Origin of the sequence: Albimonas donghaensis, assembly GCF_900106695.1 — a bacterium.
Taxonomy (GTDB): domain Bacteria; phylum Pseudomonadota; class Alphaproteobacteria; order Rhodobacterales; family Rhodobacteraceae; genus Albimonas; species Albimonas donghaensis.
In genome coordinates, this window is sequence record NZ_FNMZ01000002.1 from 613,220 (window position 1) to 637,704 (window position 24,485).

General features: G+C 71.1%; 21 protein-coding genes and 1 tRNA gene. 12 read left to right on the top strand and 10 right to left on the bottom strand.

Annotated features, from left to right (window positions below; all coding sequences use genetic code 11):
- Positions 1 to 223: 223 nt before the first annotated feature.
- Complete coding sequence (locus BLV24_RS08680) at positions 224 to 3,664, bottom strand: indolepyruvate ferredoxin oxidoreductase family protein (protein ID WP_092680759.1); 3,441 nt, start codon at positions 3,662 to 3,664, stop codon at positions 224 to 226.
- Between the two features lie 336 nt (positions 3,665 to 4,000).
- Between BLV24_RS08680 and BLV24_RS22820 the strand changes: the two genes are divergently transcribed.
- The 3 genes from BLV24_RS22820 (at position 4,001) to BLV24_RS08695 (ending at position 7,645) form a co-directional block, all read left to right on the top strand.
- Entirely contained in the window at positions 4,001 to 5,281 is a 1,281-nt protein-coding gene (locus tag BLV24_RS22820; RefSeq protein WP_092680760.1) for a hypothetical protein, read from the top strand.
- Between the two features lie 143 nt (positions 5,282 to 5,424).
- Positions 5,425 to 6,843 (top strand): mannose-1-phosphate guanylyltransferase/mannose-6-phosphate isomerase, encoded by a 1,419-nt coding sequence (locus BLV24_RS08690; protein ID WP_092680761.1) that lies wholly within the window; start codon positions 5,425 to 5,427, stop codon positions 6,841 to 6,843.
- A gap of 211 nt (positions 6,844 to 7,054) precedes the next feature.
- Positions 7,055 to 7,645: an HD domain-containing protein gene (locus BLV24_RS08695; protein ID WP_092680762.1), complete on the top strand. Its 591-nt coding sequence runs from the start codon at positions 7,055 to 7,057 to the stop codon at positions 7,643 to 7,645.
- 117 nt (positions 7,646 to 7,762) lie between these two features.
- On the opposite strand, the gene BLV24_RS08700 is transcribed toward BLV24_RS08695, so the two are convergent.
- The 6 genes from BLV24_RS08700 to BLV24_RS08720 form a co-directional block, all read right to left on the bottom strand.
- Positions 7,763 to 8,431 (bottom strand): calcium-binding protein, encoded by a 669-nt coding sequence (locus BLV24_RS08700; RefSeq protein ID WP_092680763.1) that lies wholly within the window; start codon positions 8,429 to 8,431, stop codon positions 7,763 to 7,765.
- 140 nt (positions 8,432 to 8,571) lie between these two features.
- Positions 8,572 to 10,599 carry an excinuclease ABC subunit UvrC gene (uvrC, locus tag BLV24_RS08705; protein ID WP_092680764.1) on the bottom strand — a complete coding sequence of 676 codons (2,028 nt, stop codon included), beginning with the start codon at positions 10,597 to 10,599 and terminating at the stop codon, positions 8,572 to 8,574.
- A gap of 337 nt (positions 10,600 to 10,936) precedes the next feature.
- Complete coding sequence (locus BLV24_RS08710) at positions 10,937 to 11,767, bottom strand: SDR family oxidoreductase (RefSeq protein WP_092681028.1); 831 nt, start codon at positions 11,765 to 11,767, stop codon at positions 10,937 to 10,939.
- Positions 11,768 to 11,795: 28 nt separating this feature from the next.
- The gene (locus BLV24_RS08715; protein ID WP_092680765.1) at positions 11,796 to 12,782 is read right to left on the bottom strand and encodes a calcium/sodium antiporter; all 987 of its coding nucleotides are present in this window, start codon (positions 12,780 to 12,782) and stop codon (positions 11,796 to 11,798) included.
- 111 nt (positions 12,783 to 12,893) lie between these two features.
- Positions 12,894 to 13,043 (bottom strand): hypothetical protein, encoded by a 150-nt coding sequence (locus tag BLV24_RS21960; RefSeq protein ID WP_176954688.1) that lies wholly within the window; start codon positions 13,041 to 13,043, stop codon positions 12,894 to 12,896.
- A 7-nt stretch (positions 13,044 to 13,050) separates the two neighbouring features.
- Entirely contained in the window at positions 13,051 to 13,908 is an 858-nt protein-coding gene (locus BLV24_RS08720; protein ID WP_092680766.1) for a S49 family peptidase, read from the bottom strand.
- A 281-nt stretch (positions 13,909 to 14,189) separates the two neighbouring features.
- Between BLV24_RS08720 and BLV24_RS08725 the strand changes: the two genes are divergently transcribed.
- From BLV24_RS08725 to BLV24_RS08735, 3 genes are all read left to right on the top strand, one after another.
- Positions 14,190 to 14,405: a YdcH family protein gene (locus BLV24_RS08725; RefSeq protein ID WP_245710466.1), complete on the top strand. Its 216-nt coding sequence runs from the start codon at positions 14,190 to 14,192 to the stop codon at positions 14,403 to 14,405.
- A gap of 212 nt (positions 14,406 to 14,617) precedes the next feature.
- The gene (gene purE / locus BLV24_RS08730) at positions 14,618 to 15,079 is read left to right on the top strand and encodes a 5-(carboxyamino)imidazole ribonucleotide mutase (RefSeq protein WP_425426089.1); all 462 of its coding nucleotides are present in this window, start codon (positions 14,618 to 14,620) and stop codon (positions 15,077 to 15,079) included.
- A complete protein-coding gene (locus BLV24_RS08735) occupies positions 15,069 to 16,160 on the top strand; it encodes a 5-(carboxyamino)imidazole ribonucleotide synthase (RefSeq protein WP_092680767.1) in 1,092 nt (363 codons plus the stop codon). Before purE ends, BLV24_RS08735 begins: the two co-directional genes overlap by 11 nt.
- A 157-nt stretch (positions 16,161 to 16,317) precedes the next feature.
- Here BLV24_RS08735 and BLV24_RS08740 read toward each other — a convergent pair whose 3' ends face one another.
- On the bottom strand, positions 16,318 to 16,497 hold the full coding sequence (locus BLV24_RS08740; protein WP_092680768.1) for a hypothetical protein: 180 nt from the start codon (positions 16,495 to 16,497) through the stop codon (positions 16,318 to 16,320).
- Positions 16,498 to 16,687: 190 nt separating this feature from the next.
- Here BLV24_RS08740 and BLV24_RS08745 point away from each other — a divergent pair, with 190 nt between their 5' ends.
- The 4 genes from BLV24_RS08745 to BLV24_RS08760 all read left to right on the top strand — a co-directional run bounded on the left by BLV24_RS08745 (position 16,688) and on the right by BLV24_RS08760 (position 20,882).
- Positions 16,688 to 17,611, top strand: coding sequence for a LysR family transcriptional regulator (locus BLV24_RS08745; protein WP_245710467.1), 924 nt, complete (start codon positions 16,688 to 16,690; stop codon positions 17,609 to 17,611).
- A gap of 130 nt (positions 17,612 to 17,741) precedes the next feature.
- Positions 17,742 to 18,011, top strand: a complete 270-nt coding sequence (locus BLV24_RS08750; RefSeq protein ID WP_092680769.1) for a DUF2312 domain-containing protein — start codon at positions 17,742 to 17,744, stop codon at positions 18,009 to 18,011.
- A gap of 858 nt (positions 18,012 to 18,869) precedes the next feature.
- Entirely contained in the window at positions 18,870 to 19,292 is a 423-nt protein-coding gene (gene arfB, locus BLV24_RS08755; RefSeq protein ID WP_092680770.1) for an alternative ribosome rescue aminoacyl-tRNA hydrolase ArfB, read from the top strand.
- Positions 19,293 to 19,466: 174 nt separating this feature from the next.
- The gene (locus BLV24_RS08760) at positions 19,467 to 20,882 is read left to right on the top strand and encodes a TrkH family potassium uptake protein (protein WP_092680771.1); all 1,416 of its coding nucleotides are present in this window, start codon (positions 19,467 to 19,469) and stop codon (positions 20,880 to 20,882) included.
- Positions 20,883 to 21,375: 493 nt separating this feature from the next.
- Here the strand turns inward: BLV24_RS08760 and BLV24_RS08765 are convergent.
- Positions 21,376 to 21,452, bottom strand: a tRNA-Met gene (locus BLV24_RS08765).
- A gap of 113 nt (positions 21,453 to 21,565) precedes the next feature.
- Positions 21,566 to 22,339: an HpcH/HpaI aldolase family protein gene (locus BLV24_RS08770; protein WP_092680772.1), complete on the bottom strand. Its 774-nt coding sequence runs from the start codon at positions 22,337 to 22,339 to the stop codon at positions 21,566 to 21,568.
- 258 nt (positions 22,340 to 22,597) lie between these two features.
- On the opposite strand from BLV24_RS08770, the gene phnC reads away from it, so the two are divergent.
- Together phnC and phnD are read left to right on the top strand one after the other, a co-directional pair.
- Positions 22,598 to 23,428, top strand: coding sequence for a phosphonate ABC transporter ATP-binding protein (gene phnC / locus BLV24_RS08775; protein WP_092681034.1), 831 nt, complete (start codon positions 22,598 to 22,600; stop codon positions 23,426 to 23,428).
- Between the two features lie 77 nt (positions 23,429 to 23,505).
- Entirely contained in the window at positions 23,506 to 24,414 is a 909-nt protein-coding gene (gene phnD / locus BLV24_RS08780) for a phosphonate ABC transporter substrate-binding protein (RefSeq protein WP_092680773.1), read from the top strand.
- Positions 24,415 to 24,485 lie beyond the last annotated feature (71 nt).

The window sequence follows — 24,485 nt, forward strand, 5'->3', positions numbered from 1 at the left end:
CTCCGTTAATACGTCGGTCCGCTTCCGGGCGCTGCGAAGCTCCGGAAGAACTGTCGAGGTGGTAGCACCGGTCGCCGGGGGTTTAATCTCAAACCAGCGAAGGTTTCATGACACCTCAAGTGACTGAAAACAGAGAGTGATTCAGAAGGCCGTTGAAGAATCCCCGAAAACCGCCGTCATAAACGATCAGCCGCGGCGGGGCGCCGCGGCTGAACGCGCAAGTTCATGCAATGCTAGACAAATCCGCGACAAGTCGATCCCATTCGGGCTTCACGCGGGCCTGATTGGCGGCCTTCACGTGACCGAATCCCTTGATCTCCAGCGGCAGGGAAAGCGCCTCCCGGCACCGGGCCTCGGTGGCGGGCGACAGCTTTCCGGCCACGAGATCGACCAGCTTGAAGGTCTCCCCGACCAGGGCGCGCTCGGATTTGCGCTCCTCGGTCCGGCCGAACACGTCGAGCGGCGTGCCGCGCAGCGCCTTCATGCCGGCCAGCGTCCCGAACGCCTTCTGCACCCAGGGCCCGAAGGCCTTCTTCTTCGGGTGGCCGGTCAGCGGATCGGTCTTGGCCAGCATCGGCGGCGCCAGCCAGGTGGAGACCCTGGCGTCCGGCGCGTAGTCCCGGCCCAGCTGCGCCAGCCAGTCGGGATGGCGGTGCAGGCGCGCGACCTCGTATTCGTCCTTGATGGCCATGGATTTGTGCAGCGCCCGCGCGGCGAGCCGCGACAGGTCCCGGCGGCCGGGCCAGGCGGCTTCCTCCGCCGCCTCCACCTTGGCCAGCGCCTCGCGGAACTTCCGGGCGTAGCGGGCGGACTGGTAGTCGGTCAGGTAGGACTCGAACCGGGCGACGAGCGCGTCATAGTCCTCGGTCAGCCAGGAGGGGAGCTTCTTCTCCCCCGCCGCGGCCTCCGCGCGCGCCGGGTCATGGGCGATCCAGCGGCCCCAGCGGAAGGCGGCGAGGTTCATCTCCACCGCCGCGCCGTTGAGCTTGATGGCCCGCTCGATCGCCTCCGGCGTCACCGGCAGCGTCCCGGCCTGGCAGGCGACGCCGACCAGCATCAGGTTGGCGCCCATGCCGTCGCCCACCAGCGCCGTGGCGAGATGCTTGACGTCCTGCACCATCACCCGGCTTTCGCCGAGATGCTGGGTCAGCCGGGCCGAGAGCTGGCCCGCATCGGGGCGCGCGTTCGGGTCCTTGGCGAACATCGGCAGGGGCTCGACCTCGGCGTTGGCGATGGCGCGGCCCTCGGCCGGATCCAGCAGGGCCATCGCCTCGTCGCCGGCGCCCACCAGCATGTCGCAGGCCAGCAGCAGCTTGCCCTTGCCGCGGCCGACCCGGGCCGGGCGGTCGTCGATGGGCAGCGGGCCGATCTGAAGGTGGCTCTGCACCGCGCCGTTCTTCTGGGACAGGCCGGTCTGGTCGAGCGCCAGCGAGTGCAGCCCCTCCAGCCGCGCCGCCATGCCCAGCACCGCCGCGACCGTCACCACGCCGGTGCCGCCGATGCCGGTGATCAGCGCGCCCCAGTCGGCGGGCGGCGCGATCGTCGGCTCGGGCAGCGCGTCCTCGGGCGGCTGGTGGCGGATGCCCTTCTTGCCCAGCAGGGGATCGGATTCCTCGCCCTCCACCGTCACGAAGGACGGGCAGAAGCCCTCCAGGCAGGAATAGTCCTTGTTGCAGGCGGTCTGGTCCACCCGCCGCTTCACCCCGAAGGGGGTGTCCAGCGGCTTCACCGCCACGCAGTTGGACTGGATCCCGCAATCCCCGCAGCCCTCGCAGACCAGCGGGTTGATGACCACGCGCTTGGGCGGATCGGCGAACTTGCCCCGCTTGCGCCGGCGGCGCTTCTCCGCGGCGCAGGTCTGCACGTAAAGGAGAACGGTGGTCCCCTCCTCCTCCCGCAGCTGGGTCTGCACCAGGATATGCTCGGACCGGTCGTGGAAGGAGACGTTGGCGGACGGCCAGTCCCCGGTCTCCTTCGTCGCCTCCACGTCGTCGGAGACCACGACCACCCGCTTCACGCCCACCGACAGCACCTGCCGGGCCATGTCGGAGGGCAGCGGCTGCCCCTCCATCACCTGGCCGCCGGTCATCGCCACGGCGTCGTTGTAGAGCAGCTTGTAGGTGATGTTCACGCCCGAAGCGACGGCGGCGCGCACCGCCAGCAGCCCCGAATGGGTGAAGGTGCCGTCGCCGATGTTCTGGAACATGTGCTTGCGGCCGGCGAAATTGGCCCGCCCGACCCAGTGCATGCCCTCGCCGCCCATCTGGGTGAAGATCTGGGTGTTGAGGGAATCGTGCATCACCGACATCGCGTGACAGCCGATCCCGCCCCCCGCCAGCGACCCGTCGGGCAGCTTGGTGGAGCGGTTATGCGGACAGCCGGCGCAGAAATAGGGGGTGCGCGGCGCCGTGGGCGCGTTGCCGGTCAGGCGCGGCGGCGCGGGGGGCGTGGCCTCGATCAGGCCCATGCCGCAGGCCTCGCGGCTGATGACCTCGGCGACCGTGTCGGGCTGAAGCTCGCCCCAGTCCTGGGTCAGGGGCGCGCCCTGCGCGTCCAGCTTGCCGGTCACCAGCGGACGCGGACCGGGCAGGTTCACCAGCATCCGGGCCAGCGCGTCCTCGACGATGCCGCGCTTCTCCTCGATCACCAGGATCTGGTCGTAGCCCTGGACGAACTCCATCAGGCTTTTCGGCTCCACCGGCCAGGTCATGCGCATGCGGAACATGCCGATGCCCGCCGCGGCCGCCCGGTCGGCGTCGAGGTCCAGCATCCGCAGCCCCGACATGGCGTCCACATAGCCCTTGCCGACCGCCACGATCCCCAGCCGCTTCTGTCCCGAGGGCTGGAACACCGCCTCGTTCAGCTTGTTGGCGTAGGCGTAATCCATGCAGGCCTGCAGCCGCACGCCCATCCGCCGTTCCTGCGCCACATAGGGCAGCAGCGTGCCGGTGTTGTGCAGCGGCAGCTCGAATCCGGGCAGGGTCGGATAGACGATGTTCTCGGGCCGCAGCCGGTCCAGCGCCACGGTGGCGGTGCTGTCGGCGGTGTCGGTGACGATCTTGAGCGAGGTCGCCGCCCCCGTATGCCGCGACATGGCGATCCCGTGCAGCCCCAGCGGCACGTATTCATGCACCGAGGCCGGGTAGAGCACCGGCACCTGCACATGCATCATCGCCGTTTCCGACTGGTGCGCGGTGGTCGAGGACTTGGACACCGGGTCGTCGCCCAGCAGGAACATCAGCCCGCCCCGGGGCGAGGCGCCGGCGAGCGCCGCGTGCTTGATCGCGTCCAGCGACCGGTCCACCCCCGGTCCCTTGCCGTACCAGAGCGAGAACACGCCCTCGACTTCCGGATCGTCCACGACGCCCAGCGTCTGGGTTCCGGCGATGGCGGTGGCGGCGAGGTCCTCGTTGAGGCCCGGGTTGAAGACGACGTTGCGCTCCTCCAGCTCGGCGCTGGCGCGCATCAGCTCCATGTCGAAGCCGCCGATGGGCGAGCCGCGATAGCCCGAGACATAGCCGCCGGTCTTCCAGCCGGCGTCCTTGTCGGCGTCGGCCTGTTCGATGACCAGCCTGACCAGCGCCTGCATCCCGTTCATCAGGGCGGCGCCGCGGCTCACGCGATATTTGTCGGTGAGCGCGACCTGTGCGTCCAGAGGAGCCATGGGGTCTCCCTCCCGTTGCTTGATTAGGTCCGCATTCCTGACTTGAGGATAGGCGCAACCCAAACGGTTGCAAACTCAAAAGCCCGCGGGGGCGGGGGCGCCGGCCAGGGACGTCGCGTCGGGAAATAATATTTCGCGAGGAACCGCGGTCGCGCGGCGCCGGGCCGGGCCTCCGCCCCCTCCCATGGAATTTTCGTCAGCCGCCCCGGCGCGCCCCGCGCCGCCATCCCCCGTCCGAGCCGCCGCCCCCGCCCCCGACTCGCCCGCCGCCCCCGCTTGTCGCCCCGTTGCGGGGCGCCGAAGCCGTGCTAGGGTCGGGCCGGGGAGGGCCGACGATTGGTTGAGGCGATACCGGATTTTTCGGACAAGGAGGCGGCGGGACGGTGGTTTCTCGCGCAGCCGCGCGAGAAGGTCGTCCTCATGGCCGCCCGATCCGCGCTGCGGGTGTTTCCGCGTGTCGGTGACATTTCCATCGAGCTAACCCCAGATCGAAATGCTTCCATAATCCTGCCGCTTGCGAGGGCTATATCGTCGTCTTGGACGATGTTTAGTTTTTTCGTCCAAGACGACGATATAGCCCTTGGCGCCGCCCGCGCCGCCGCCCTCGACGCCGCCCGCGCCGCCGCCCACGCCGCCCCCGCCGCCGCCCGCGCCGCCTACGCCGCCCTCGACGTCGCCCTCGACGCCGCCCACGCCGCCCCCGCCGCCGCCACCCGCGCCGCCTACGCCGCCCTCGACGTCGCCCTCGACGCCACCCACGCCGCCCTCGACGCCGCCCACGCCGACACTGACGCCGCCACCGCCACCGACGCCGCCCTCGCTGCCGAGGAAATGGTGGGTCCAGGCTTATGGCTTGACGCGCAACCCGAGGCTTTGAAGGCGGCATGGAAGGTCTTCCGCCAGCAGCTTCTCGATGCGGACGAGGGTTGGGAGGTCTGGACCGACTGGTATGACGCGCGGCTGCGCGGCGACCCGGTGGACTGGCCCCTCGAACGCGCCCGAATGCTGATCCCCGACGATAAATGGCGGAAAGGGCCGAAGGTGCTCAACGCCGAGATCGCTCGGTTGATCGAGGCGCATAGCCAGTTGCCATTACCGGAGCTGACGCCCCCGGTGCGCGATGTCGATGTGCTGGACCCCGAGGTCATCACATCGCGGTTGTCTTCCGGCCCAGCCCCGGAATTCGGAACCGAGGCGGAGCTTGCCGAGCGACGGGCGGCCCGCGCACTCATCGCGGATGTGCGAGGGCTGATCCAGGAGGAGGTCCGGCACACCGAACGCCAGGGCATAGGGGGCAACAATCCCCCAGAAGGCGAGCGGATCGTCGAGGAATTCGCAGACCAGGCCTCCAACGCGCTCGACGCCCTCGACGCGGAACTGGAGAAGCCGGAACCCGATCTGGTCGACGTCGCGAAATCCGCCAGCGTCCTGCGGGATGTCCTGCGCTGGTTCGGCCGAAAGCTTGACAAGGCCTCGGACAGCTTCGCCGGCGCCTTCGGCGCTCTCGCTGCCGGCGCGCTGACAGCCAACATCGCCGGGGTCGAGGTCAGCGCGACTCTGGGCTCGCTCCTGACCCAACTTGAGAAGTGGGCGCAGGTCGTTCTGAACGCCCCCTGACCACGCCCCCGCGCCCAACCGCCCCACCTCTCGCCCTCGCGCTTTGCCCACGCAGCGGGAGCGGGTATCACAATAGCCGGCCGCCCCTCCGGCGGCCTTGGGGAACGTGTGTGGAATCCGTGTTCGGAGGCGTCGCAAGAAAAATGACCCGCAAGATATATCCCGTGATCCTGTGCGGAGGCTCGGGCACCCGCCTCTGGCCGCTGTCGCGCAAAAGCTACCCCAAGCAGTTCTCCGCCCTGATGGGCGAGGCCTCGCTGTTCCAGCTCACGCTCAAGCGGCTCTCGGGGGAGGGCTATGCGGATCCGGTGCTGCTGACCAACTCCGATTTCCGCTTCATCGCCACCCAGCAGCTGGGCGAAGCGGGGGGCAACGCCTCGAAGATCCTGATCGAGCCGGCGGCCCGCAACACCGCGCCCGCCATCCTCGCCGCCGCCGTGGCGCTGGCGGATGAGCCCGACGCGCTGATGCTGGTCGCGCCCTCGGACCACGTGATCAAGGACGACGCGGCCTTCCGGCTGGCGGTGGACGCGGCGGCGGGCGCCGCGGAGGCCGGGCAGCTGGTCACCTTCGGCATCACCCCCGACCGGCCCGAGACCGGCTACGGCTACCTGGAGCTGGAGACCGCGCCCGACGCCGGCGCCCAGCCCCTGAAGCGGTTCGTCGAGAAGCCCGACGCCGAGGCCGCCGCCGAAATGCTCGCCACCGGCCGCTTCCTGTGGAACGCCGGCATCTTCATGTTCAAGGTCTCGACCATCCTCAAGGCCTTCGAGGATCACGCGCCGGGGCTGATGGCGCCGGTCCGCGCCTCGGTCGCCGAGGGCGCGACGGATCTGTGCTTCTTCCGCCTGGGCGAGACCGCCTATATGGGCGCCGAGGACATCTCCATCGACTACGCGGTGATGGAGCGCGCGGCGAACCTGACCGTGGTGCCCTTCAACGGCGGCTGGAACGACCTGGGGTCGTGGGAGACCGTGTGGCGGGAGACGGGGCCGGATGCGGACGGGGTGGCCACCACCCAGGGCGCGACGGCGATCGACTGCAAGAACACCTTCCTGCGCACCGATTCCGAGGGCACCCGGCTGGTCGGCATCGGGCTGGAGAACATCGTGGCCGTGGCCATGCAGGACGCGGTGCTGGTCGCCGACATCCGGCAGAGCCAGCGGGTCAAGGAAGCCGTCGCCGCGCTGAAGCTGGAGAACGCCGGCCAGGCCGAGGATTTCCCCCGCTTCCACCGCCCCTGGGGCTGGTACGAGACGCTGAGCCTCGGCCGCCGCTTCCAGGTCAAGCGGATCATGGTCTATCCGGGCGGGCAGCTTTCCCTCCAGTCGCACGTCCACCGCTCCGAGCATTGGGTGGTGGTCGAGGGCACGGCCAAGGTCACCGTCGGCGAAGAGGTGAAGCTGCTGAGCGAGAACCAGTCGGTCTACATCCCGCTGGGCGCCGTCCACCGGATGGAGAACCCGGGCAAGGTGCCGATGTATCTGATCGAGGTGCAGTCCGGCCCCTATCTCGGCGAAGACGACATCATCCGCTACGAGGACGTCTACGCACGCGCCTGACCGGGGCACGCGCCTGACGCGGGCCCGCGCCCGACGGGGGCCTGGGCCTGACCGGGCGCTTCGGCCTCCGCCGGGGATCGAGGATCGCGCGCCCGCCCGGGGACCACGGGCGGGCGCGTCTCGTCCCGGGCGGGATGCGATCCGCCTCGGGGCGGCCGCCATGGAACCCTCGGGGGCGCGCCCGCCCCCGGACAGGACCGGAGCCTTCGCCATGACCCCGCCAGACCCCCACGATCCCGACCGCCTCGCCGCCATCCTCGGCTTTCTCGACGGGGCCGAGGCGCTGAAGGACACGCTGCGCTCCGGCGCCACCCGGCGGGGGCGGCGGGAGAGCACGGCCGAGCACAGCTGGCGGCTCGCCCTTCTCGCCATGCTGCTGACGCGCGAGACGCCGGAATGCGATCCGCTGAGGCTGATCCGCATGTGCCTGGCGCACGATCTGGGCGAGGCGATCTCCGGCGACGTGCCGGCGGTGGACCAGCGGCCGGGCGATGGACGCGAGGCGCGGGAACGCGCGGACCTGGAGACGCTCTGCGCCCCCCTGCCCGCCGACCTGCGGGCCGAGATCCTCGACCTCTGCGCCGATTACGCCGCCGGCCAAAGCCCCGAGGCCCGCGCCGCCAAGGGGTTGGACAAGCTGGAGACGCTGCTCCAGCACGCGGTCGGCGCCCATCCGCCGGGCTTCGACCTCGGCTTCAACCTGGACTATGGGCGCGACCGGACCGGGGCGACGCCCCTGCTGCGGACCCTGCGCGGGATGGCCGACGCCCGCACGCGGGCCGCGATGGCGCGCGGCGCCTGACGTCGCGATTCCGGTCGTCGCGGCTCCGGTCCTCGGGGGAGGCGAAACGCATCCGCCCCCGCCCGGAGGCGACCGGAACGGGGGCGGATCAAAAGCCCGGATCCCGGAGACCGGGGCTCAGCCGAAGAGGAAATCGCCGTCCGACAGGTCGGAACGGTCCACGCCGAGCAGCAGGACCTTGCCGTCCTCATGCACGATCAGCACGCCATTCCTCACGTCGCGCAGCGTCAGGTCCTCGAAGGCCTCGGTGGTTTCGAACACCAGGTCGTCGACGCCGGCCTTGAAGTCCTTGACCTTGTCCCGGCCCGCATTGACCGAGAAAATGAAGTCGTCCGCCCCGCGTCCGCCGATCAGCAGGTCGCGCCCGGTCCCGCCGTCCAGCTCATCGCGCCCGCCGCCGCCCTTCAGCTTGTCGTTGCCCCCGAAGCCGAACAGCTCGTTGGCCTTGCGCGAGCCGACCAGCAGGTCCTTGCCCGCCAGGAACCCGCCATAGTTGGCGAACCCTTCGGAGAAGGAGAACGACAGGTCCAGATTGCGGATGCTCAGCACCGTCTTGCCGCCGATCTCGATGTCGAAGCGGTTGAGCTGGCCCGCGGTCACCGCGAAAGCGGCCGCGTTGGCGCCGCTGAAGTCGAAATCCCCCTCGACCGTGATGGCCACCGACTTGCCGTTCTTGTTCCTGCCGGTGACCGCGTAGCCGTCGTCGTCGAACTCGAACGAAATGCTCGTCGGGCGCAGGTTCAGGTCCCGGTTGTTGAGCTCGCGGTTGATTCTGAAGATGGCCATTCACGCCTCCCCTTGGCGATTGTTTCCCCATGAGCCCCGTGAATGGCCTTGCCGCGGGCCCGCGGGCAAGATCGCTCCGCCGGCGGAACATGCGATCCCTGCGTCATGTGACCTCAACGCCGCAGCGTCAGGCGCGGCGATCAGGCGCCCGGATGGAAATGCGCGTGGATGGTCTCGGCCAGCGCCTCGGACACGCCGGAGACGGCCTTGAGCTCCTCCACCCCCGCCCGGGTCACCCCCTTGGCCGAGCCGAAATGCGCCAGCAGCGCCCGCTTGCGCGTCGGCCCCACGCCCGGCACGTCGTCCAGCGGGTTCTTCACGCTGGCCTTGGCCCGCTTGGCCCGATGGGTGCCGATGGCGAAGCGATGCGCCTCGTCGCGCAGCCGCTGGATGAAATACAGCGTGGGCGAGCGGTGGGGCAGCGCGAAGGGCGCGCGGCCGGGGACGTGGAACACCTCCTTGCCCGCGTCGCGATCCTCGCCCTTGGCGACGCCGAACAGGGCCACGTCCTCCACCCCCAGCTCCGCCAGGATGCCCGCGGTGGCCGAGATCTGCCCCGCCCCGCCGTCGATCAGCAGCAGGTCGGGCCAATGCCCCAGCTCCCGGTCCGGGTCCTCCTTCAGCAGGCGGGCGAAGCGGCGCTCCAGCACCTCGCGCATCATGCCGAAATCGTCGTCGGTGCCGGCCTGCTTGATGTTGAACTTGCGATACTGGGATTTCACGAACCCCTCGGGCCCGGCGACGATCATCGCGCCCACCGCATGGGCGCCCTGGATATGCGAGTTGTCGTAGACCTCGATGCGCTGCGGCGGGGAGTCGAGCCCGAAGGCCTCGGCCAGCCCTTCCAGCAGGGTCGCCTGGGCGGAGCTTTCGGCCATCTTGCGCGCGAGGCTCTCCTTGGCGTTGCGCAGGGCGTGCTCCACCAGCAGGCGCTTTTCGCCCCGCGCCGGCACGGCGACGTCCACCTTGCGCCCGCGCCGCGCCGCCAGCGCCTCGGCCAGCAGCTCCACGTCCTCCACCGGGTCCGACAGCAGCACGCGCTTGGGCGGCTCCTTGGTGGAATAGAACTGCACGAGAAAGGCCTCCAGGATCTCCGCCGGTTCGGCGCCGGCCCCGGTGCGCGGATAGTAGGCGCGGTTCCCCCAGTTCTGGTGGGCGCGGAAGAAGAACACCTGCACGCAGGCCTGCCCGCCCTCCTGGTGCAGCGCCACCACGTCGGCCTCGTCGGTGCTTTCGGGGTTGATGCCCTGCACCGCCTGCACCTGGGTCAGCGCCTTGATCCGGTCGCGCAGGGCGGCGGCGCGCTCGAATTCCAGCGCCCGGGACGCGGCGGCCATCTCCTCCGCCAGCCCCTTCTGGATGTCGGAGGACTTGCCCTCCAGGAACCGCACCGCGTCGTCGACCGCGCCGGCGTAGTCCTCTTCCGAAATGCGCCCGACGCAGGGGGCCGAGCAGCGCTTGATCTGGAACAGCAGGCAGGGGCGCGTGCGGTTGTCGAAGACGGAATCCGTGCAGGTCCGCAGCAGGAAGGCCCGTTGCAGCTGGTTGAGCGTGCGGTTCACCGCCCCCGCCCCCGCGAAAGGCCCGAAATAGCGCCCCGCCTCGCGCCGCGCCCCGCGATGCTTGGCGATCTTGGGGAAGGCATGGGCGTCGCCGACCACGATGTTGGGAAAGCTCTTGTCGTCGCGCAGCAGCACGTTGAAGCGCGGCTTGAGCTGCTTGATCAGGTTCTGCTCCAGCAGCAGCGCCTCGGTCTCGGTGTTCGTGGTCAGGAACATCATCGAGGCCGTGGCCGAGATCATCCGCGCGATGCGCGCGGTGTGGCCGGTGGGGCGCGCGTAGGAGGCGACGCGCGTCTTCAGGCTGCGCGCCTTGCCGACATAGAGCACCTCCCCCCTGGCATCGAGCATCCGGTAGACGCCGGGCTGATCGGGCAGGTGGCGAAGCTGGGCGCGGATGACCTCGATGCCGGTGACGCCGGCCTCTCCGGGGGGGCGCGCGGCGCCGTCCTCGTCGAACTGGGCGGCGGCGCGCGCGCCTTCCCCGGCGGCGCCTGCGACCTCGGAGCCCGGCGCCGAGACGGTGTGCGCGCTCGACTCCGCGACCGTCTCGGCGGCGTTGGAGTCGGGGGTGGATTCGGCGTCGGTTTCGGGGTCGGACGGGGTCATGAGTCGGGGTCTCGGCTAGAACAGCGGGGTCCGGAGATCAAGCGGTAAGGAGTCCACTGAACCTGTGGATAAGTCTGTAGGCAACTCTGAATGAAATTCGCTTCCCCTTGACCGCAAAGGCCTTTCCTCGGATTGACGCTTTTTTAAGCACTTTATCAAAGCGCTGTTTTTAAACGTGAATTTTCCTTGGAAACCCGACTTCTTGATTCCGTTGACGTTTTCGAGACGGTGGCGCGACGTAAGGCGACCCAGGTGGAAAAGATTCACCGACGACCAGGATCATGCCGCATCTCAGGGTTCGCTGGAAAACCTTTTCTCCACCACAGGTTGCATAACGTCACTCGATCCCCTGCACGTCGGGGGTGCGCCATCCCAGGTGCTGTCCGCCGTCCAGAGCCAGCATCTGCCCGGTCAGCGAATCCGACGCCAGGATCCAGCGCAGGGCGGCGCAGACCTCGGCGGTGGAGGCGCCCCGCTCCAGCAGCACGGCGCGGCGCTGGCCGTCGAAATGGGCGCGGCTCTGCCGGTCGCCCTGCAGGGTCGGACCCGGGCCGATGCCGTTGACCCGGATGCCCGGCGCCAGCCCCTGCGCCGCGGTCCGCGTGAAGGCCCATAGCGCGGCCTTGGCCAGCGAATAGGTCATGAATTCCGGCGTCGGCTTCCACACCCGCTGGTCGATCATGTTGACCACGCAGGCGGTGGCGCGGGGAAAGCCTTCGGCGTCCGTCGCGGCCTCGGGCGCCTGCGCGGCGAAGGCCTGGGTCAGCACGAAGGGCGCCCGCAGATTGGATCCCATGTGCCGGTCCCAGCTCTCGCGCGTGGCGGAGGCCAGCGTGTCATGCTCGAAGATGGAGGCGTTGTTGACCAGCAGGCTCAGCGGCCCGCCCAGCGCCTCGGCGGCGCGGGGGACCAGCGCCGCGGCGTCGGTCTCGTCCAGCAGGTCGGCGCGCAGGACCGCGGCGCGGCGGCCCAGGGCGCGGATCTCGGCGGCGGTCTCCTCCGCCCCCTCGACCGAGGTCATGCAGTGCAGGGCCACGTCCCAGCCGGCGCGGCCGAGATCCCGGGCGATGGCCCGCCCGATCCGCCGCCCGGCCCCGGTGACCAGCGCCGCGCCCGGCGGCACGCCGCCCGCCGCATCCGGGGCCGTCTCATCGGTCGGTGACGTCATCATGATCCTCCCCGGACGGCGACGCGTCTCAGACCGGACCGCCGGTCAGCGCGAAGGCGACATACCCGACATAGACCGCGATCATCGCTCCGCCAGCCGCCCGGCCGATCACCATCTTGCCGCAGATGAAGGGCCACATCACCAGCGCGCTCGCCGCCATCACCCACAGGTCGATGGTCAGCAGGCCCGGCGGGACCTCCAGCGGGCCGAACAGGCTCGCCACGCCCATGATGGCGAGGATGTTGAAGATGTTGGAGCCGATGACATTGCCCAGCGCCACATCGGCCTGCTTGCGCATCGCCGCCATGACGGTGGTCGCCAGCTCCGGCAGCGAGGTGCCCAGCGCCACCAGCGTCAGGCCGATCGCGGCCTCGGACACGCCCATGGCGGTGGCGATGCCCCGCGCGCCCTCGATCAGCAGATGCGCGCCGGCGGGCAGGCCGATCAGCCCGGCGCCCAGGAACAGCGCCAGCCGCCAGACCGGCATGTTGGGGTCGGCGTCGGCGATCTCCTCGGGCAGGTCGTCCTCGATCTCGGCCTCGTCGGCCTCCGCCCCCGCCACGGCGCGGCGATGGGCGCGCGCGGCGCGATAGGCGTCCCCCAGCACCAGCGTCAGCAGCGCCAGCAGGAACAGCCCCTGCGGCCAGCCCAGCGGCCCCAGGAAGCACAGCACGACATAGACCGCCGTGGCCCCGAGCATCATCGCGTAGTTGCGCCGGCTGTCGCAGTCGCGCGCGTCGATGGCCGAGATCATCGCCGGCACGCCCAGCACCAGCAGCACATTGGCGATGTTGGACCCGACCACGTTGCCGAAGGCGATCCCCGGCGCGTCGTCCAGCGCCGCCTGCACGGAGATCAGCAGCTCCGGCGCCGAGGTGCCGAAGGCGACGACGGTCAGGCTGACCAGCAGGGCGGGGATGCCGAGACGCAGGCTGAGCGCGACGGCGCCGCGCACCAGCGCATCGCCCGCGCCAAGCAGAATGGCGAGCCCCAGAACCGCGGCGACCAGGTCCATGAACGTCCTTTCGCATCGGTTGGGCCGGCGAGCCTGTCATATGGCTTCTGGCCGGCGGATTATAAGGGGGAGCGACGGGTTGCGGAGGCGGTGCGGCGTTGGCGCGACGGTTCAGCCGCGCCGGTCGTCGGGCGGCCTGCGCCGCTTGCCGCGCCCGCCCAGCCGCCAGCGTCCGCCGGCATCGCCCGCCTTGGGCCGGCCGAAGATCATCACGATCAGGACCATGGCCAGCAGGAACAGAATGGCGAATTTCCAGAGCATTCCGCGCTCAGGCCCCGAACCGGGACCAGGCGGCGCGGGTCTCCAGCGCCTCGACCGCGGCATGGGCGGCCTCGGCGGCCAACCCGGCGGGCGCGTTGGCCCCGGCCCCGCCGCCCGACAGGCCGAAGCGCTGCGCGAAGCTGCGTTTGGCCCCGAACTCGCGGAAGCGGGCCTTTTCGCCCAGCTTGCCCTCCATCACCGCGCGCAGATGGCCCAGCCCGTCGGCCAGCCCCAGCTCCACGGCCCGGGCGCCGGTCCAGAACTCGCCGGTGAACAGGTCCTGATCGGCCAGCTTCGATCCGCGCCGCGCCCGCACATGGCCGGCGAAAGCGTCGTGGATCTCCGATTGCAGGGACAGCAGGCGTTCGACGTCCTCGTCCTTTTCGGGCTGGAACGGGTCGAGCATCATCTTGCGGGTCCCGGCGGTGTGCACCCGCCGCTCGACCCCGATCCGGCCGATCGCGTCCTGGAAGCCGAACCCGGCGGAGATCACCCCGATCGAGCCCAGCACCGAGGACGCGTCCGCCCAGATCTCGTCCCCCGCGCAGGCCAGCCAGTAGCCGCCTGAGGCCGCCACGTCCTCGCAGAACGCATAGACAGGGACCTTCTTCGCCTCGGCCAGCCGCCGGATGCGCGCGGCGATCAGCGCCGACTGCACCGGAGACCCGCCGGGCGAATTGATGGCGAGCGCCACCGCCGCGGGTTTCGCGGCGAAGGCGGCCTCGATCGGCTCGGCGAGACCGGCGTCCGACAGCGACGACGACATGCGCCCCGGCAGCCCGATGGGACCGTAGAGGCGGAGCACGCTGACGCGCGGCGCGCGGCGCGCCGCGGCGAGCGCGCGAAGGGGGCGGCGAATATCCATCGCTCTCATCTAGAGGCGGTCGTGCGCCGCGACAACCGTTCTCGCCTGCCGCGCGGCCGGTTGGCGCGCCGGCGCCGCAGGCGCGCGACGCCCGTCCCGCTCCCCCATGTCCGCCGCCGACGCGTCATTCGGAAACAGTCGCGCCCTGAACCGGGGGACCGAAGCGGACGCATCGTCGCCGGCCCGCTCGGATCGCTTGTGCGGGCGCCGGGTTCGACTATCATGCGCGCTCCCGTGCGGCCCCGAACGGCCGCGGCCCCGCAACGGTTTCCGGAGCACGCATGACGTCCCACGTGATGAGCCGTGAAGAGCTCCTGACCTCGGAGCTCGAGTCCTTCCGGGCCGAACATCGCGATCTCGACGCGGCCATCGACGCCATGCAGACCAGCGCGGCCGCCGACCAGCTGGCGCTGAAGCGGCTCAAGAAGCGCAAGCTCGCGCTCAAGGACCGCATTTCGCGGATCGAGGACGAGCTTTTTCCCGATATCATCGCCTGAACCGCCGCCCGCGCCCGCCCGTGCCCGGGTGACAGCGCCGGCGCGACGGGCTAAGGGCGTTCCTGGGCGGCAGAGGGGCCGCGACACGGGCGCAGCGGAGGACTCGCATGGCCGAAGACCCCGAGAACGAGATGCCGGACGAGATCGTCGATGCGGTCGAAGAGGCCGCCGAGGACGCCGCCGAGGCCCTGGGCCCGGTGGTCGGCATCGTCATGGGCAGCCAGTCCGACTGGCCGACCATGCGCCCGGCGCGCGACACCCTGCGGGTGCTCGGCGTGCCCCATGAAGTGCGCATCGTCTCCGCCCACCGCACGCCCGACCGGCTGTTCGACTACGCCGAGACCGCGACGGGCCGGGGCCTGAAGGCGATCATCGCCGGCGCCGGCGGGGCCGCGCACCTGCCCGGCATGCTCGCCGCCAAGACCCGCGTCCCGGTGCTCGGCGTGCCGGTGCAGAGCCGGACCATGAACGGGCTCGACAGCCTCTACTCCATCGTCCAGATGCCCCGCGGCATCCCCGTGGGCACCTTCGCCATCGGCGAAGCCGGCGCGGCCAACGCCGCGCTCTTCGCCGCCGCGATGCTCGCCACCACCGACGCCGAGCTGGCCGAGCGGCTGGACATGCTGCGCGAGGCGCAGACCGCCTCCGTGGCCGAGGAACCCGATGACCTCTGACGCCCCCGCGCCCTCGCCCATCGGCCCGGGCGGAACCGTCGGCATCCTGGGCGGCGGTCAGCTCGCCCGGATGCTCGCCATGGCCGCGGCCCGGCTCGGCCTGCGCACGGTGATCCTGGCGCCGGAGGCCGAGCCCTGCGCCGGCGACGTCGCCCATCACGTGATCCGCGCCGATTACGGCGACCCGGCCGGCCAGGCCGCGCTCGCCGCCGCCGCCGACGTGATCACCTACGAGTTCGAGAACGTCCCCGTCGAGGCCGCCCGCGCGCTGGAGGCCCTCGCCCCCGTGCGCCCCGGCCCGCTGGCGCTGGACATGGCGCAGGATCGGCTGACCGAGAAGGATTTCCTCAGCGGTCTCGGCCTGACGACCGCCCCCTATCGCGCCGTCGCCTCGGCGGCGGAGCTGGAGGAGGCCATGGCGGACCACGGCGCGCCCGGCATCCTCAAGACCCGGCGGCTGGGCTATGACGGCAAGGGCCAGGCGCGGCTCGCGGGCCCCGGCGACGCCGGCGCGGCCTTCGCCGAACTGGCCGGAGCGCCGGCGATCCTGGAGGGGTTCGTGACCTTCCGGCGGGAGATTTCGGTGATCGCCGCCCGCGGGCTGTCCGGCGAGGTCGTGGCCTATGACCCGGTCGAGAACGCCCATAAGGCCGGCATCCTGCGCAAGACCACCGCGCCGGCCCCGATTTCCATGACCCGTCGCCTCGACGCGGTGACGGCGGCGGGCAAGATCCTGCGCGCGCTCGATTATGTCGGCGTGATCGGGGTGGAGTTCTTCGAGACGGACGCCGGCCTCGTGGTCAACGAGATCGCGCCGCGGGTCCACAACACCGGCCACTGGACGCTGGACGCCTGCCCGGTGGACCAGTTCGAGCAGCATGTCCGCGCCGTCTGCGGCTGGCCGCTGGGCGACGGCTCGCGCCATTCGGACGCGGTGATGGACAACCTGATCGGCGCCGAGGCCGAGGACTGGTCCGGCCTCGCCGCCGATCCGACCGCCCGCCTGCACCTCTATGGCAAGGGCGAGGCGCGGCCGGGCCGCAAGATGGGCCACGTCACCCGCCTGACTCCGAGAGGCTGACGGGGGAAGGCTGACGGGGGAAGGCCTGACGGGGAAGGGCTGGCGGCCCTCCTTTCCGAACGGCGAAGCGCCGGCCTCCGTTTCCGGGGGCCGGCGCTTCGCGTTTCAGGGTCGGGCGTCCGCAGGGTCGGGCGCGGGCTCCGCCCCGACCCGCCGGTCAGCCGCGGCGGGTCTCGCCGCAGGGCGCGCAATCGGAGGCGCCCAGCCGGGTGCGGAAGGCGTGACGCAGCGACCAGGCGGACGGGGCGCGGGGGGCCGGCGCCTCGCGATCGGCCTTGGGAGACGCCTCGGCGGCGCGGGTGGCGGTGAAAATGGTGGCGGCCATCACGGTGAACATCTCGCGGCCCTCCTTGGGCGTGTCTGAGCGGTGCGTTTCGTCAGCGTCTACATGACGATCCGCGCGTCGGATTGCGACTCAGGAATTCTCGCGATATGAAACTCAGGGTTACAGCTCAGCGCCCCCTGCGCCGCGCCTCGCGGACCGGCCGCCGCAAGCGCCCCTCCCCGCCCCTTCCGGAGGCCCGCCCGTGACCGCCCCGCGCCTCGCCCCGCTGCCCTCCCTCGCCGCCCTGCGCGCCTTCGAGGCCGCGTCCCGCACGCTCTCCTTCTCCGAGGCGGGGCGGGAGATGAACGTCTCCCACGCCGCCGTCGCCCAGAACGTGCGCCGGCTGGAGGACGAGCTCGGCCGCTCGCTGATCGTGCGGGCCGGGCGCGGGCTGGCGCTGACCGTGGACGGCGCCGCCCTGGCCCGCGGGCTGACCGAAGGCTTCGACGCCATCCGCAGCGCCCTCGACGCCTTCCGGGCCGACGACGCCTCGCGCCCGCTGCGCATCACCATGACTCCCAATTTCGCGGTCGGCTTCCTGATCCCCCGCCTCGGCACCTTCCGCGCCGAGCATCCGGAGATCGAGCTGGATCTCGACCCCTCCGCCAGGATGGTCGAGCTGGGGCCCGGCGGCCCGGATCTCGCCATCCGCTACGGCGACGGCGACTGGCCGGGGCTGGAGACGCGCCTGCTGATCGCCGCGCCCAAGGTCATCGTCGCCACGCCCGGTCTCGTGGCCGGGCGCCGGATCGAGCAGCCCGCCGACCTGCTGAGCCTGCCCTGGCTGCAGGAACAGGGGACCGAGGAGATCCGCGAATGGCTGACTTCGCGCGGGGTGACCGGGGCGCATGAGGCGGGGGGCGCGGCGATGCCGGGCTACATGCTCTATCCCGCGCTGCTGGAGGGGCAGGGGATCGCGCTGGCCGGCAAGGTCTTCGTGGAGGACGACATCGCCGCCGGACGACTGACCACGTTGTTCGAGGATGACGATCATCAGGGGCGGCTGGGCTACCACCTGGTGCGCCGCCCCGGCCCGCCCCGCCCGGCGCTGGCCGCCTTCATCCGCTGGCTGCGGCGCGAGGCCCCCGGCGCCGCCGACGCGCTGTCGCTGGTCGGCCGGACCTGAGCGCGCCCGGACGGGGGCAGGGCCGCCCCCGCCCTTGCCCCCGTCCCCGCCCTTGCCGCGCGGCCCGCGGGCGACTAGCTTCGCGCCCTCGATTCCCCCTTTGCCCCTCCACCCCGACCGGAGCCCGGACATGCTTGACGACGACGACAACGTTTCGACCACCACCGTCTCCGCAGGCCAGCTCCGCGCCATCGTCGAGCGCATCGAGCGGCTGGAGGAGGAGAAGAAGGAAGTCGCGGAGCAGATCAAGGAAGTCTACGCCGAGGCCAAGGGCAACGGTTTCGACGCCAAGATCCTCCGCAAGATCGTGGCCCTGCGCAAGAAGAAGCCCGAGGAGCGCTCCGAGGAGGAGGCGATCCTGGAGCTCTACATGAACGCGCTGGGCATGCTTCCGGGCTGAACCCCGCGCGCCGCGCCCGGCGGCCCGACCTTTCCGCGCGCCCGAACGCCCGGCCCCTGCGCCGGGCGTTCCGCGTTTCCGTGCGCGGGCGGCGGTGCGGAAGCGGTGGAGGAGCCGTTGCGGCGGCGGAGGCCGGCGCCAGCCGCGCCCGGCAGACAGCAGGACAAGCGGACAGCAGGACGAGCGGGGACGCGTCGCGGCGCAGGCGCCTCGACCATCGGCTGGCGCATAATACCCGTGCAGGCATACGGACTTAAGCGGTTTTTTTGAAGTTCGCGCAGATATTTTTCTGGACCGGACGGGCCATGGCGCGCATCGTTGCTTCACAGGTTCAACAACGTGAAAGGAGGTGGTCTGATGTCGAGTGAGATATTGGAGCAGAAAGTCGGGTCGGCGTTCGAGGTTCGCGAATAGCGAGCAGCCTCCTTTCCGATGGCCCGGGCGCCGGGGTTTCAGACCCCGCCCGCTTTCAGGTTCCAAGGCTCACGGGGACCGCGGCTCACGCCGCGGTCCTTGCCGTTTCAGGACCGGTTTTCCGGCGGCGGACCGCTTCGCGCCGACGCGCCGCGGCCCCCCGCCCCTGCCTCCCGTCGCCCCTGCCTCCCGTCGCCCCTGTCTTCCGTCAGCCCCGCCCCCGGTCCTCATCGCCCCCTCTCCCCCGGCGCCCTCCTCCCGCGCCGCCCGAACCGTCCTCTCCCCGCCGCGCGGGCGCCCCGGCGCAGCCCTCGCGCCGGTCGACGCGCGGCCCGGCGCCCGCCCGCGCCGCCCCGCGGACTTGTTCCGGAGGCCCGGTCCGGTGCAGGTTGCGCCCAAACCCGAACCCGCATCCCGCCCCCGAACCGGACCCGAGCCCCCGCCATGCTCCGCGTGACCGACGCCGTCTCCATCGCCGACTGGGAGCTGACCGAGAGCTTCACCCGCGCCTCCGGGCCGGGGGGGCAGAACGTCAACAAGGTCTCCACCGCCGTCGAACTGCGGTTCGAGGCCGCCCGCTCCCCCAACCTGCCCGATGACGCCAAGGCCCGCCTGCGCCGGCTCGCCGGACGCCGCTGGACAGAGGAGGGCGCGCTCATCATCCGCGCCGAGGCCCACCGCTCCCAGTCCCGCAACCGCGAGGACGCCCGCGAACGCCTGGCCGAGCTGATCCGCAAGGCGCTGGAACGCCCCCGGCGGCGCATCGCCACCAAGCCCACGCTGGGTTCCAAGCGCCGCCGCCTCGCCGCCAAGACCCAGCGCGGAGAGGTCAAGGCCCTGCGCCAGTCCCCCGCCCGCGACGACTGAGCCGCCCGCCCGCCGGCGCCGCGACCGGCGCCGCGACCGGGGCCGCGTTCGGGGCCGCGGCCATAACAGCGCGCCCACCGGTTTTGACGCCGCCCGCGATTGACGCGCCCCCGGTTCCGGCGGAATTTCGCGACCGTCGATCCACGTCGGATCGCCTGGCGGAGGACGCATCGCGTGCAGCTCGTGCTGCGCATGAACGGGCTGGTGGCGGTGCTGGTGGGCGCGATCATGCTGATCCCCGCCGCAGCCGACGCGACCCATGCCCGGCCTTTCCTTCTGTCGGCCTTCCTCGCCATCACCCTCGGCGCCCTCGTCGCCGTCGCCGCCCGGCGCCCCGACTACCGCAGCTTCCGCGCCCGGCACGCCTTCCCGATGACCACCTTCGCCTGGCTCACCGCCGGGACCCTCGCCGCCCTGCCCCTGCATCTCGCCGGGCTCGACATCCACGACGCCTTCTTCGAGGCCATGTCCGGCCTGACCACCACCGGCTCCACCGTGATGACCGGACTGGACCGGACCGCGCCGGGCCTGCTGATCTGGCGGGCGATGCTGCAATGGATCGGCGGCATCGGCATCATCGTCACCGGCATCGCCGTGCTGCCCATGCTGCGGGTCGGCGGCATGCAGCTGTTCCGGACCGAAAGCTCGGACACCGCGGACAAGGAGCTCGGCTCCGCCGCCCGCTTCGCCGGCGCGACCCTGTGGGTCTACGCGGCGCTCACCCTCGCCTGCGCCCTGACCTACGAGATCGGCGGCATGGCCCCCTTCGACGCCGTCCTGCACGCCATGACCACGGTGTCCACGGGCGGGTTCTCGACCTACGACGCCTCGCTCGGCCATTTCGACGACCGCTTCATCATGGGGACGGCGACGGTGTTCATGCTGTCGGGCTCGATCCCTTTCGTGTGGTATCTGCGGGTCTGGAACAAGGGCGCCTGGCGGTCCGAGCAGGTGGCGATCTACCTCGCCTCGCTGGCCGCGATCATCCTCGGGATGGCCGCCTGGCTGGCGCTGGCGGGGCTGGCGGAACCGCTCGACGCGCTGCTGCGGGCGGCGTTCAACGTGGTCTCGGTGGTCACCACCACCGGCTTCGCGACCGAGGACTACACCGCCTGGGGCGCGGGGCCGGTGGTGGTGTTCCTGATCGTGACGGTGTTCGGCGGCTGCACCGGCTCGACCTCCGGCGGGCTCAAGGCGATGCGGCTGATCCTGACCGCCAAGGCCATCTTCGCCGACCTGCGCCGAACGCTGAGCCCCAGCGCCGTGGTCCCGATCCGCTATGAGGGGCGGGCCGTGGGCGACGCCACGCTGATCTCCGTCGTCGCCTTCTGCACCCTGTTCCTGATCACCTTCGCGGTGGTCGCGGGCCTGCTGGGCCTGCTGGGGCTGGACCTGCTGACCGCGGTCAGCGGGGCGGCCACGGCGTTGGCCAATGTCGGGCCCGGCGTGGGCGACGTGATCGGGCCGTCGGGCAATTTCGCGCCGCTGCCCGCGGCGGCGAAATGGGTTCTGGCCTTCGCCATGCTGCTGGGACGGCTGGAGATCCTGACCGCCCTGATCCTGCTGACCCCGGGCTTCTGGCGGCGCTGAGCGCGGGCCGGACGCCGCGGCGGCGTCGGAGCGCGCCGCGCTTCGGCGGCCGCTGGCCAACGAGGGCCGGCCTCCCGCGGCTTCGGCGGAGGCTCCCCACCCTCCCCCCGGGAACTCCCGGGGGGATCCGGAGCCGCGCCGCCATCCCCCGCCCCGTCGGCGCGCGGGGAGAAACGCGGAACGGCCTTTCCCGCAAGCCCGGGCGGTCAGTCCCGGCGCCTGCTGGATCGGATCGAGATTGAATCTCTCGCGCGAGGCTAAATCTCTCGGGCTCGGCGGTCCAGTCGCGCGTCGCCTGGACGCGCCGATGCTCGATGCCGCGCTTCCGGCGGACGTGGCCGAAGATGCGCGATATGCTCAAGGCCTCGCACGCGCAGGCCGCAACGGCTGCGGACCGCGCCGCGAGGATCTTTCGATCGAAATGTCGGGAAAACGTGGGAGCAACCCGCTCCCCTTCCGGAATCGACATCTGATTTCATCGTCCGGGGGGGCTTGGTAGCGGAGGAGGGACTTGAACCCCCGACACGCGGATTATGATTCCGCTGCTCTAACCAACTGAGCTACTCCGCCGAGCCGCGCGCCTGATACGAAAAGCCGGAGGGCCCGTCAAGGCGACCCGACGCGGAAAACGCGTCGGGGCCTGAATGACCTGGCGGCCCGCAGAGCCGCCGCGGCCGGCGAGGTCAGTCGAAAGACCGGCGCAGATCCGCCGCGGCCTTCATCAGAAGCGTGGAATCCGAGCCCACGGCGACCATATCCGCGCCGTAGTCCATGTAGCGCTTCGCCACCGTCGCGTCGAAGGACAGCGTCGAGACGGGTTTGCCGCAGGCGTGGATGCGGGCGATCGCGGACTGGATGACCTCCTCCACCTCCGGCGCCGTGGAGCGCCCGGTGAAGCCCATCGAGGCCGACAGGTCCGAGGGCCCGATGAAGATCGCGTCGACGCCGGGCACGGCGCAGATCGCCTCGATGTTCTCCACGGCCAGCGCGGTTTCGACCTGCGGGATGATGCAGATCTCGGGGTTGGCGGCGGTCAGGTAGTCGCGGATCCGGCCGTAGCGCGCGGCCCGCACCGCGCCGGCGGCGCCGCGGATGCCCTGCGGCGGGTAGAGGCAGGCGGCGACCGCGGCCTCGGCCTGCTCGGGCGTGTCGACCATGGGGATGATCAGGGTCTGGGCGCCCGAATCCAGCATCTGCTTGATCACCCAGGCCTCGTTCACCGGCGGACGCGCGACGATGGAGGTCGAGCCGAGCTCGGCGGCGGCGAGCTGGCGGCGCACCAGGTCCTGGTCCAGCGGCGCATGTTCGCCGTCGACGCACACGAAGTCGAAGCCGGCGTCGGCGCAGATCTCGGTGGCGGGCTCGGAGCCCAGCGCCAGCCACAGGCCGGTCAGCTTGCGCCTGCGCGCCAGCAGGTCGGCCTTGAGGCGGTTCACGGGCACGGAGAATTCGGGCATGGAGTGGGTCCTCGGGCCGGGGGCGCGCAGGCGGACCCGCGCGCCGCGCCGCCTTGGAACCGGCGGCTTCCGGGCACATGCTTAGCCGCTGGCGGACGCCTCGAAAAGCCGCGGCCCGCGGATCCGGGCCCGCAGGCCGACGCCGCCGGCCCGGCGGGCGGCGCCCCCCCGCGCCCGTCACAAAACTGAATCCCTAACGTCGAACGACTGTCGCGCAGCGCGTCTACACCCGGCCCCGTCGCACGGGAGCCGTTCATGCTGTTGAAAATCGAGTCGCTGACCAAGACCTTCGGGGCCGCCACCGCCGTGGACCGGGCCGACATACTGGTCGACAAGCCGGCGATGATCGGGGTCATCGGACGCTCCGGCGCCGGCAAGTCCACCCTGCTGCGCATGATCAACCGGCTGACCGACGCGTCCTCCGGGCGCATCCTGGTCGAGGGGCGGGACGTGCTGACGCTCAAGGGCGCGGCGCTGCGGGCCTGGCGGCGCGACTGCGCGATGATCTTCCAGCAGTTCAACCTGGTGCCGCGGCTCGACGTGGTGACCAACGTCATGCTGGGCCGGCTGAACGGGCATTCGGCGCTGGCCTCGGCCTTCAACGTGTTCGGCGAGGCCGATATCCGCGCCGCGCTCGGCCATCTGGAGCGGCTGGGGATCGAGGGCCACGCCCTGAAGCGCGCCGAGGCGCTGTCGGGCGGCCAGCAGCAGCGCGTCGCCATCGCCCGCGCCCTGATGCAGAACCCGAAATTCGTGCTGGCCGACGAGCCCATCGCCTCGCTCGACCCGATGAACGCGCAGGTGGTCATGGACGCCTTGCGGCGCATCCACGAGGAGGACGGCCTGACCGTCATCTGCAACCTCCACACGCTCGACACCGCGCGCCGCTATTGCGACCGGGTGATCGGGATGCGCGCCGGGCGGATCGTCTTCGACGGGCCGTCCGAGCTGCTGACCGAGGCCATGGCCCGGGAGATCTACGGCGCCGGCGCCGAGTTCTCCGAGGCCTCCACCTCCACCTCCATCGGCGCGCTGGCGCCCGACGCGGCGCTGGCGCGCGCCGCGTCGGGGGTCTCCGCCGTCGGTTGAGGCGCCTCGCGCCTCGATCCGCGTATCCGACGCTTTCGTTTCCGAAGACCGACCTTCCTTCACGGAGAGATCCCCCGATGAAATCCCTGGTTCTTGCCGCCGCCGCGGCCGTCGCCGTCGCCGCTCCCGCCTCCTTCGCCTCGGCGCAGGAGATCACCGAGTTCCGCATCGGCCTGCTGGGCGGCGAGAACGCCTCCGACCGCATGCGCTCCAACGAGTGCCTGCGCGAGAAGACCGAGGCCCTGCTGGGCGTGCCCACCAAGCTGTTCGCCCCGGCCGACTACAACGGAGTCATCGAGGGCCTGCTGGGCGGCAACCTCGACATGGCGTGGCTGGGCGCCTCGGGCTACGCCAAGGTCTACATGAGCGACCCCGAAGCGGTCGAGCCGGTGCTGGTCAAGGTCAACGTGGACGGCTCCTACGGCTACCACTCCATCGGCTTCGCGCGGGCCGATGCGGGCATCGCCTCGCTCGACGACATGAAGGGCAAGACCTTCGGCTTCGGCGATCCGAACTCGACCTCGGGCTACCTGATCCCCTCCATCGAGATCCCCCAGGGCGGCAAGTCCATGGTCCCGGGCGAGTTCTTCGGCGACGTGGTGTTCACCGGCGGCCATGAGCAGACCATCGTCGCGGTCTACAACGGCGACATCGAGGCCGGCGTGACCTGGGCCGACGGCCTGGGCGAGTGGGAGGACGGCTACAACTCCGGCGCCCTGCGCAAGGCGGTGGACGCGGGTCTCGTGGACATGTCGGAGCTGGTCGAGATCTGGCGCTCGAAGCCGATCCCCGAGGGCCCGATCGTGCTGGCCACCAACCTGCCCGAGAAGGTGAAGCTGCAGATGACCGCCCTGATGGCGACCCTGCCGACCGTCGACCCCGAGTGCGCCTATGGCGTGATCGCCGGCGACGCGCAGGGCTTCATGCCGATCGGCCACGACGCCTACACCTCCATCGTCGACGCCCGCAAGGCGAAGTCCGAGTGATCCGCGCCCCGCGTTGATCGAACCCAGAGGCCCCGGACCGGTTCCGGGGCCTCTTTCCATGCGCTCCCCCT

Coding starts and splice junctions, on each gene's coding strand:
- BLV24_RS08680 (WP_092680759.1), bottom strand. CDS start 3,664: ATGGCTCCTCTGGACGCACAGGTCGCGCTCACCGACAAATATCGCGTG.
- BLV24_RS08690 (WP_092680761.1), top strand. CDS start 5,425: ATGACCCGCAAGATATATCCCGTGATCCTGTGCGGAGGCTCGGGCACC.
- BLV24_RS08695 (WP_092680762.1), top strand. CDS start 7,055: ATGACCCCGCCAGACCCCCACGATCCCGACCGCCTCGCCGCCATCCTC.
- BLV24_RS08700 (WP_092680763.1), bottom strand. CDS start 8,431: ATGGCCATCTTCAGAATCAACCGCGAGCTCAACAACCGGGACCTGAAC.
- uvrC (WP_092680764.1), bottom strand. CDS start 10,599: ATGACCCCGTCCGACCCCGAAACCGACGCCGAATCCACCCCCGACTCC.
- BLV24_RS08710 (WP_092681028.1), bottom strand. CDS start 11,767: ATGACGTCACCGACCGATGAGACGGCCCCGGATGCGGCGGGCGGCGTG.
- BLV24_RS08715 (WP_092680765.1), bottom strand. CDS start 12,782: ATGGACCTGGTCGCCGCGGTTCTGGGGCTCGCCATTCTGCTTGGCGCG.
- BLV24_RS21960 (WP_176954688.1), bottom strand. CDS start 13,043: ATGCTCTGGAAATTCGCCATTCTGTTCCTGCTGGCCATGGTCCTGATC.
- BLV24_RS08720 (WP_092680766.1), bottom strand. CDS start 13,908: ATGGATATTCGCCGCCCCCTTCGCGCGCTCGCCGCGGCGCGCCGCGCG.
- BLV24_RS08725 (WP_245710466.1), top strand. CDS start 14,190: ATGACGTCCCACGTGATGAGCCGTGAAGAGCTCCTGACCTCGGAGCTC.
- purE (WP_425426089.1), top strand. CDS start 14,618: ATGGGCAGCCAGTCCGACTGGCCGACCATGCGCCCGGCGCGCGACACC.
- BLV24_RS08735 (WP_092680767.1), top strand. CDS start 15,069: ATGACCTCTGACGCCCCCGCGCCCTCGCCCATCGGCCCGGGCGGAACC.
- BLV24_RS08740 (WP_092680768.1), bottom strand. CDS start 16,497: ATGTTCACCGTGATGGCCGCCACCATTTTCACCGCCACCCGCGCCGCC.
- BLV24_RS08750 (WP_092680769.1), top strand. CDS start 17,742: ATGCTTGACGACGACGACAACGTTTCGACCACCACCGTCTCCGCAGGC.
- arfB (WP_092680770.1), top strand. CDS start 18,870: ATGCTCCGCGTGACCGACGCCGTCTCCATCGCCGACTGGGAGCTGACC.
- BLV24_RS08770 (WP_092680772.1), bottom strand. CDS start 22,339: ATGCCCGAATTCTCCGTGCCCGTGAACCGCCTCAAGGCCGACCTGCTG.
- phnD (WP_092680773.1), top strand. CDS start 23,506: ATGAAATCCCTGGTTCTTGCCGCCGCCGCGGCCGTCGCCGTCGCCGCT.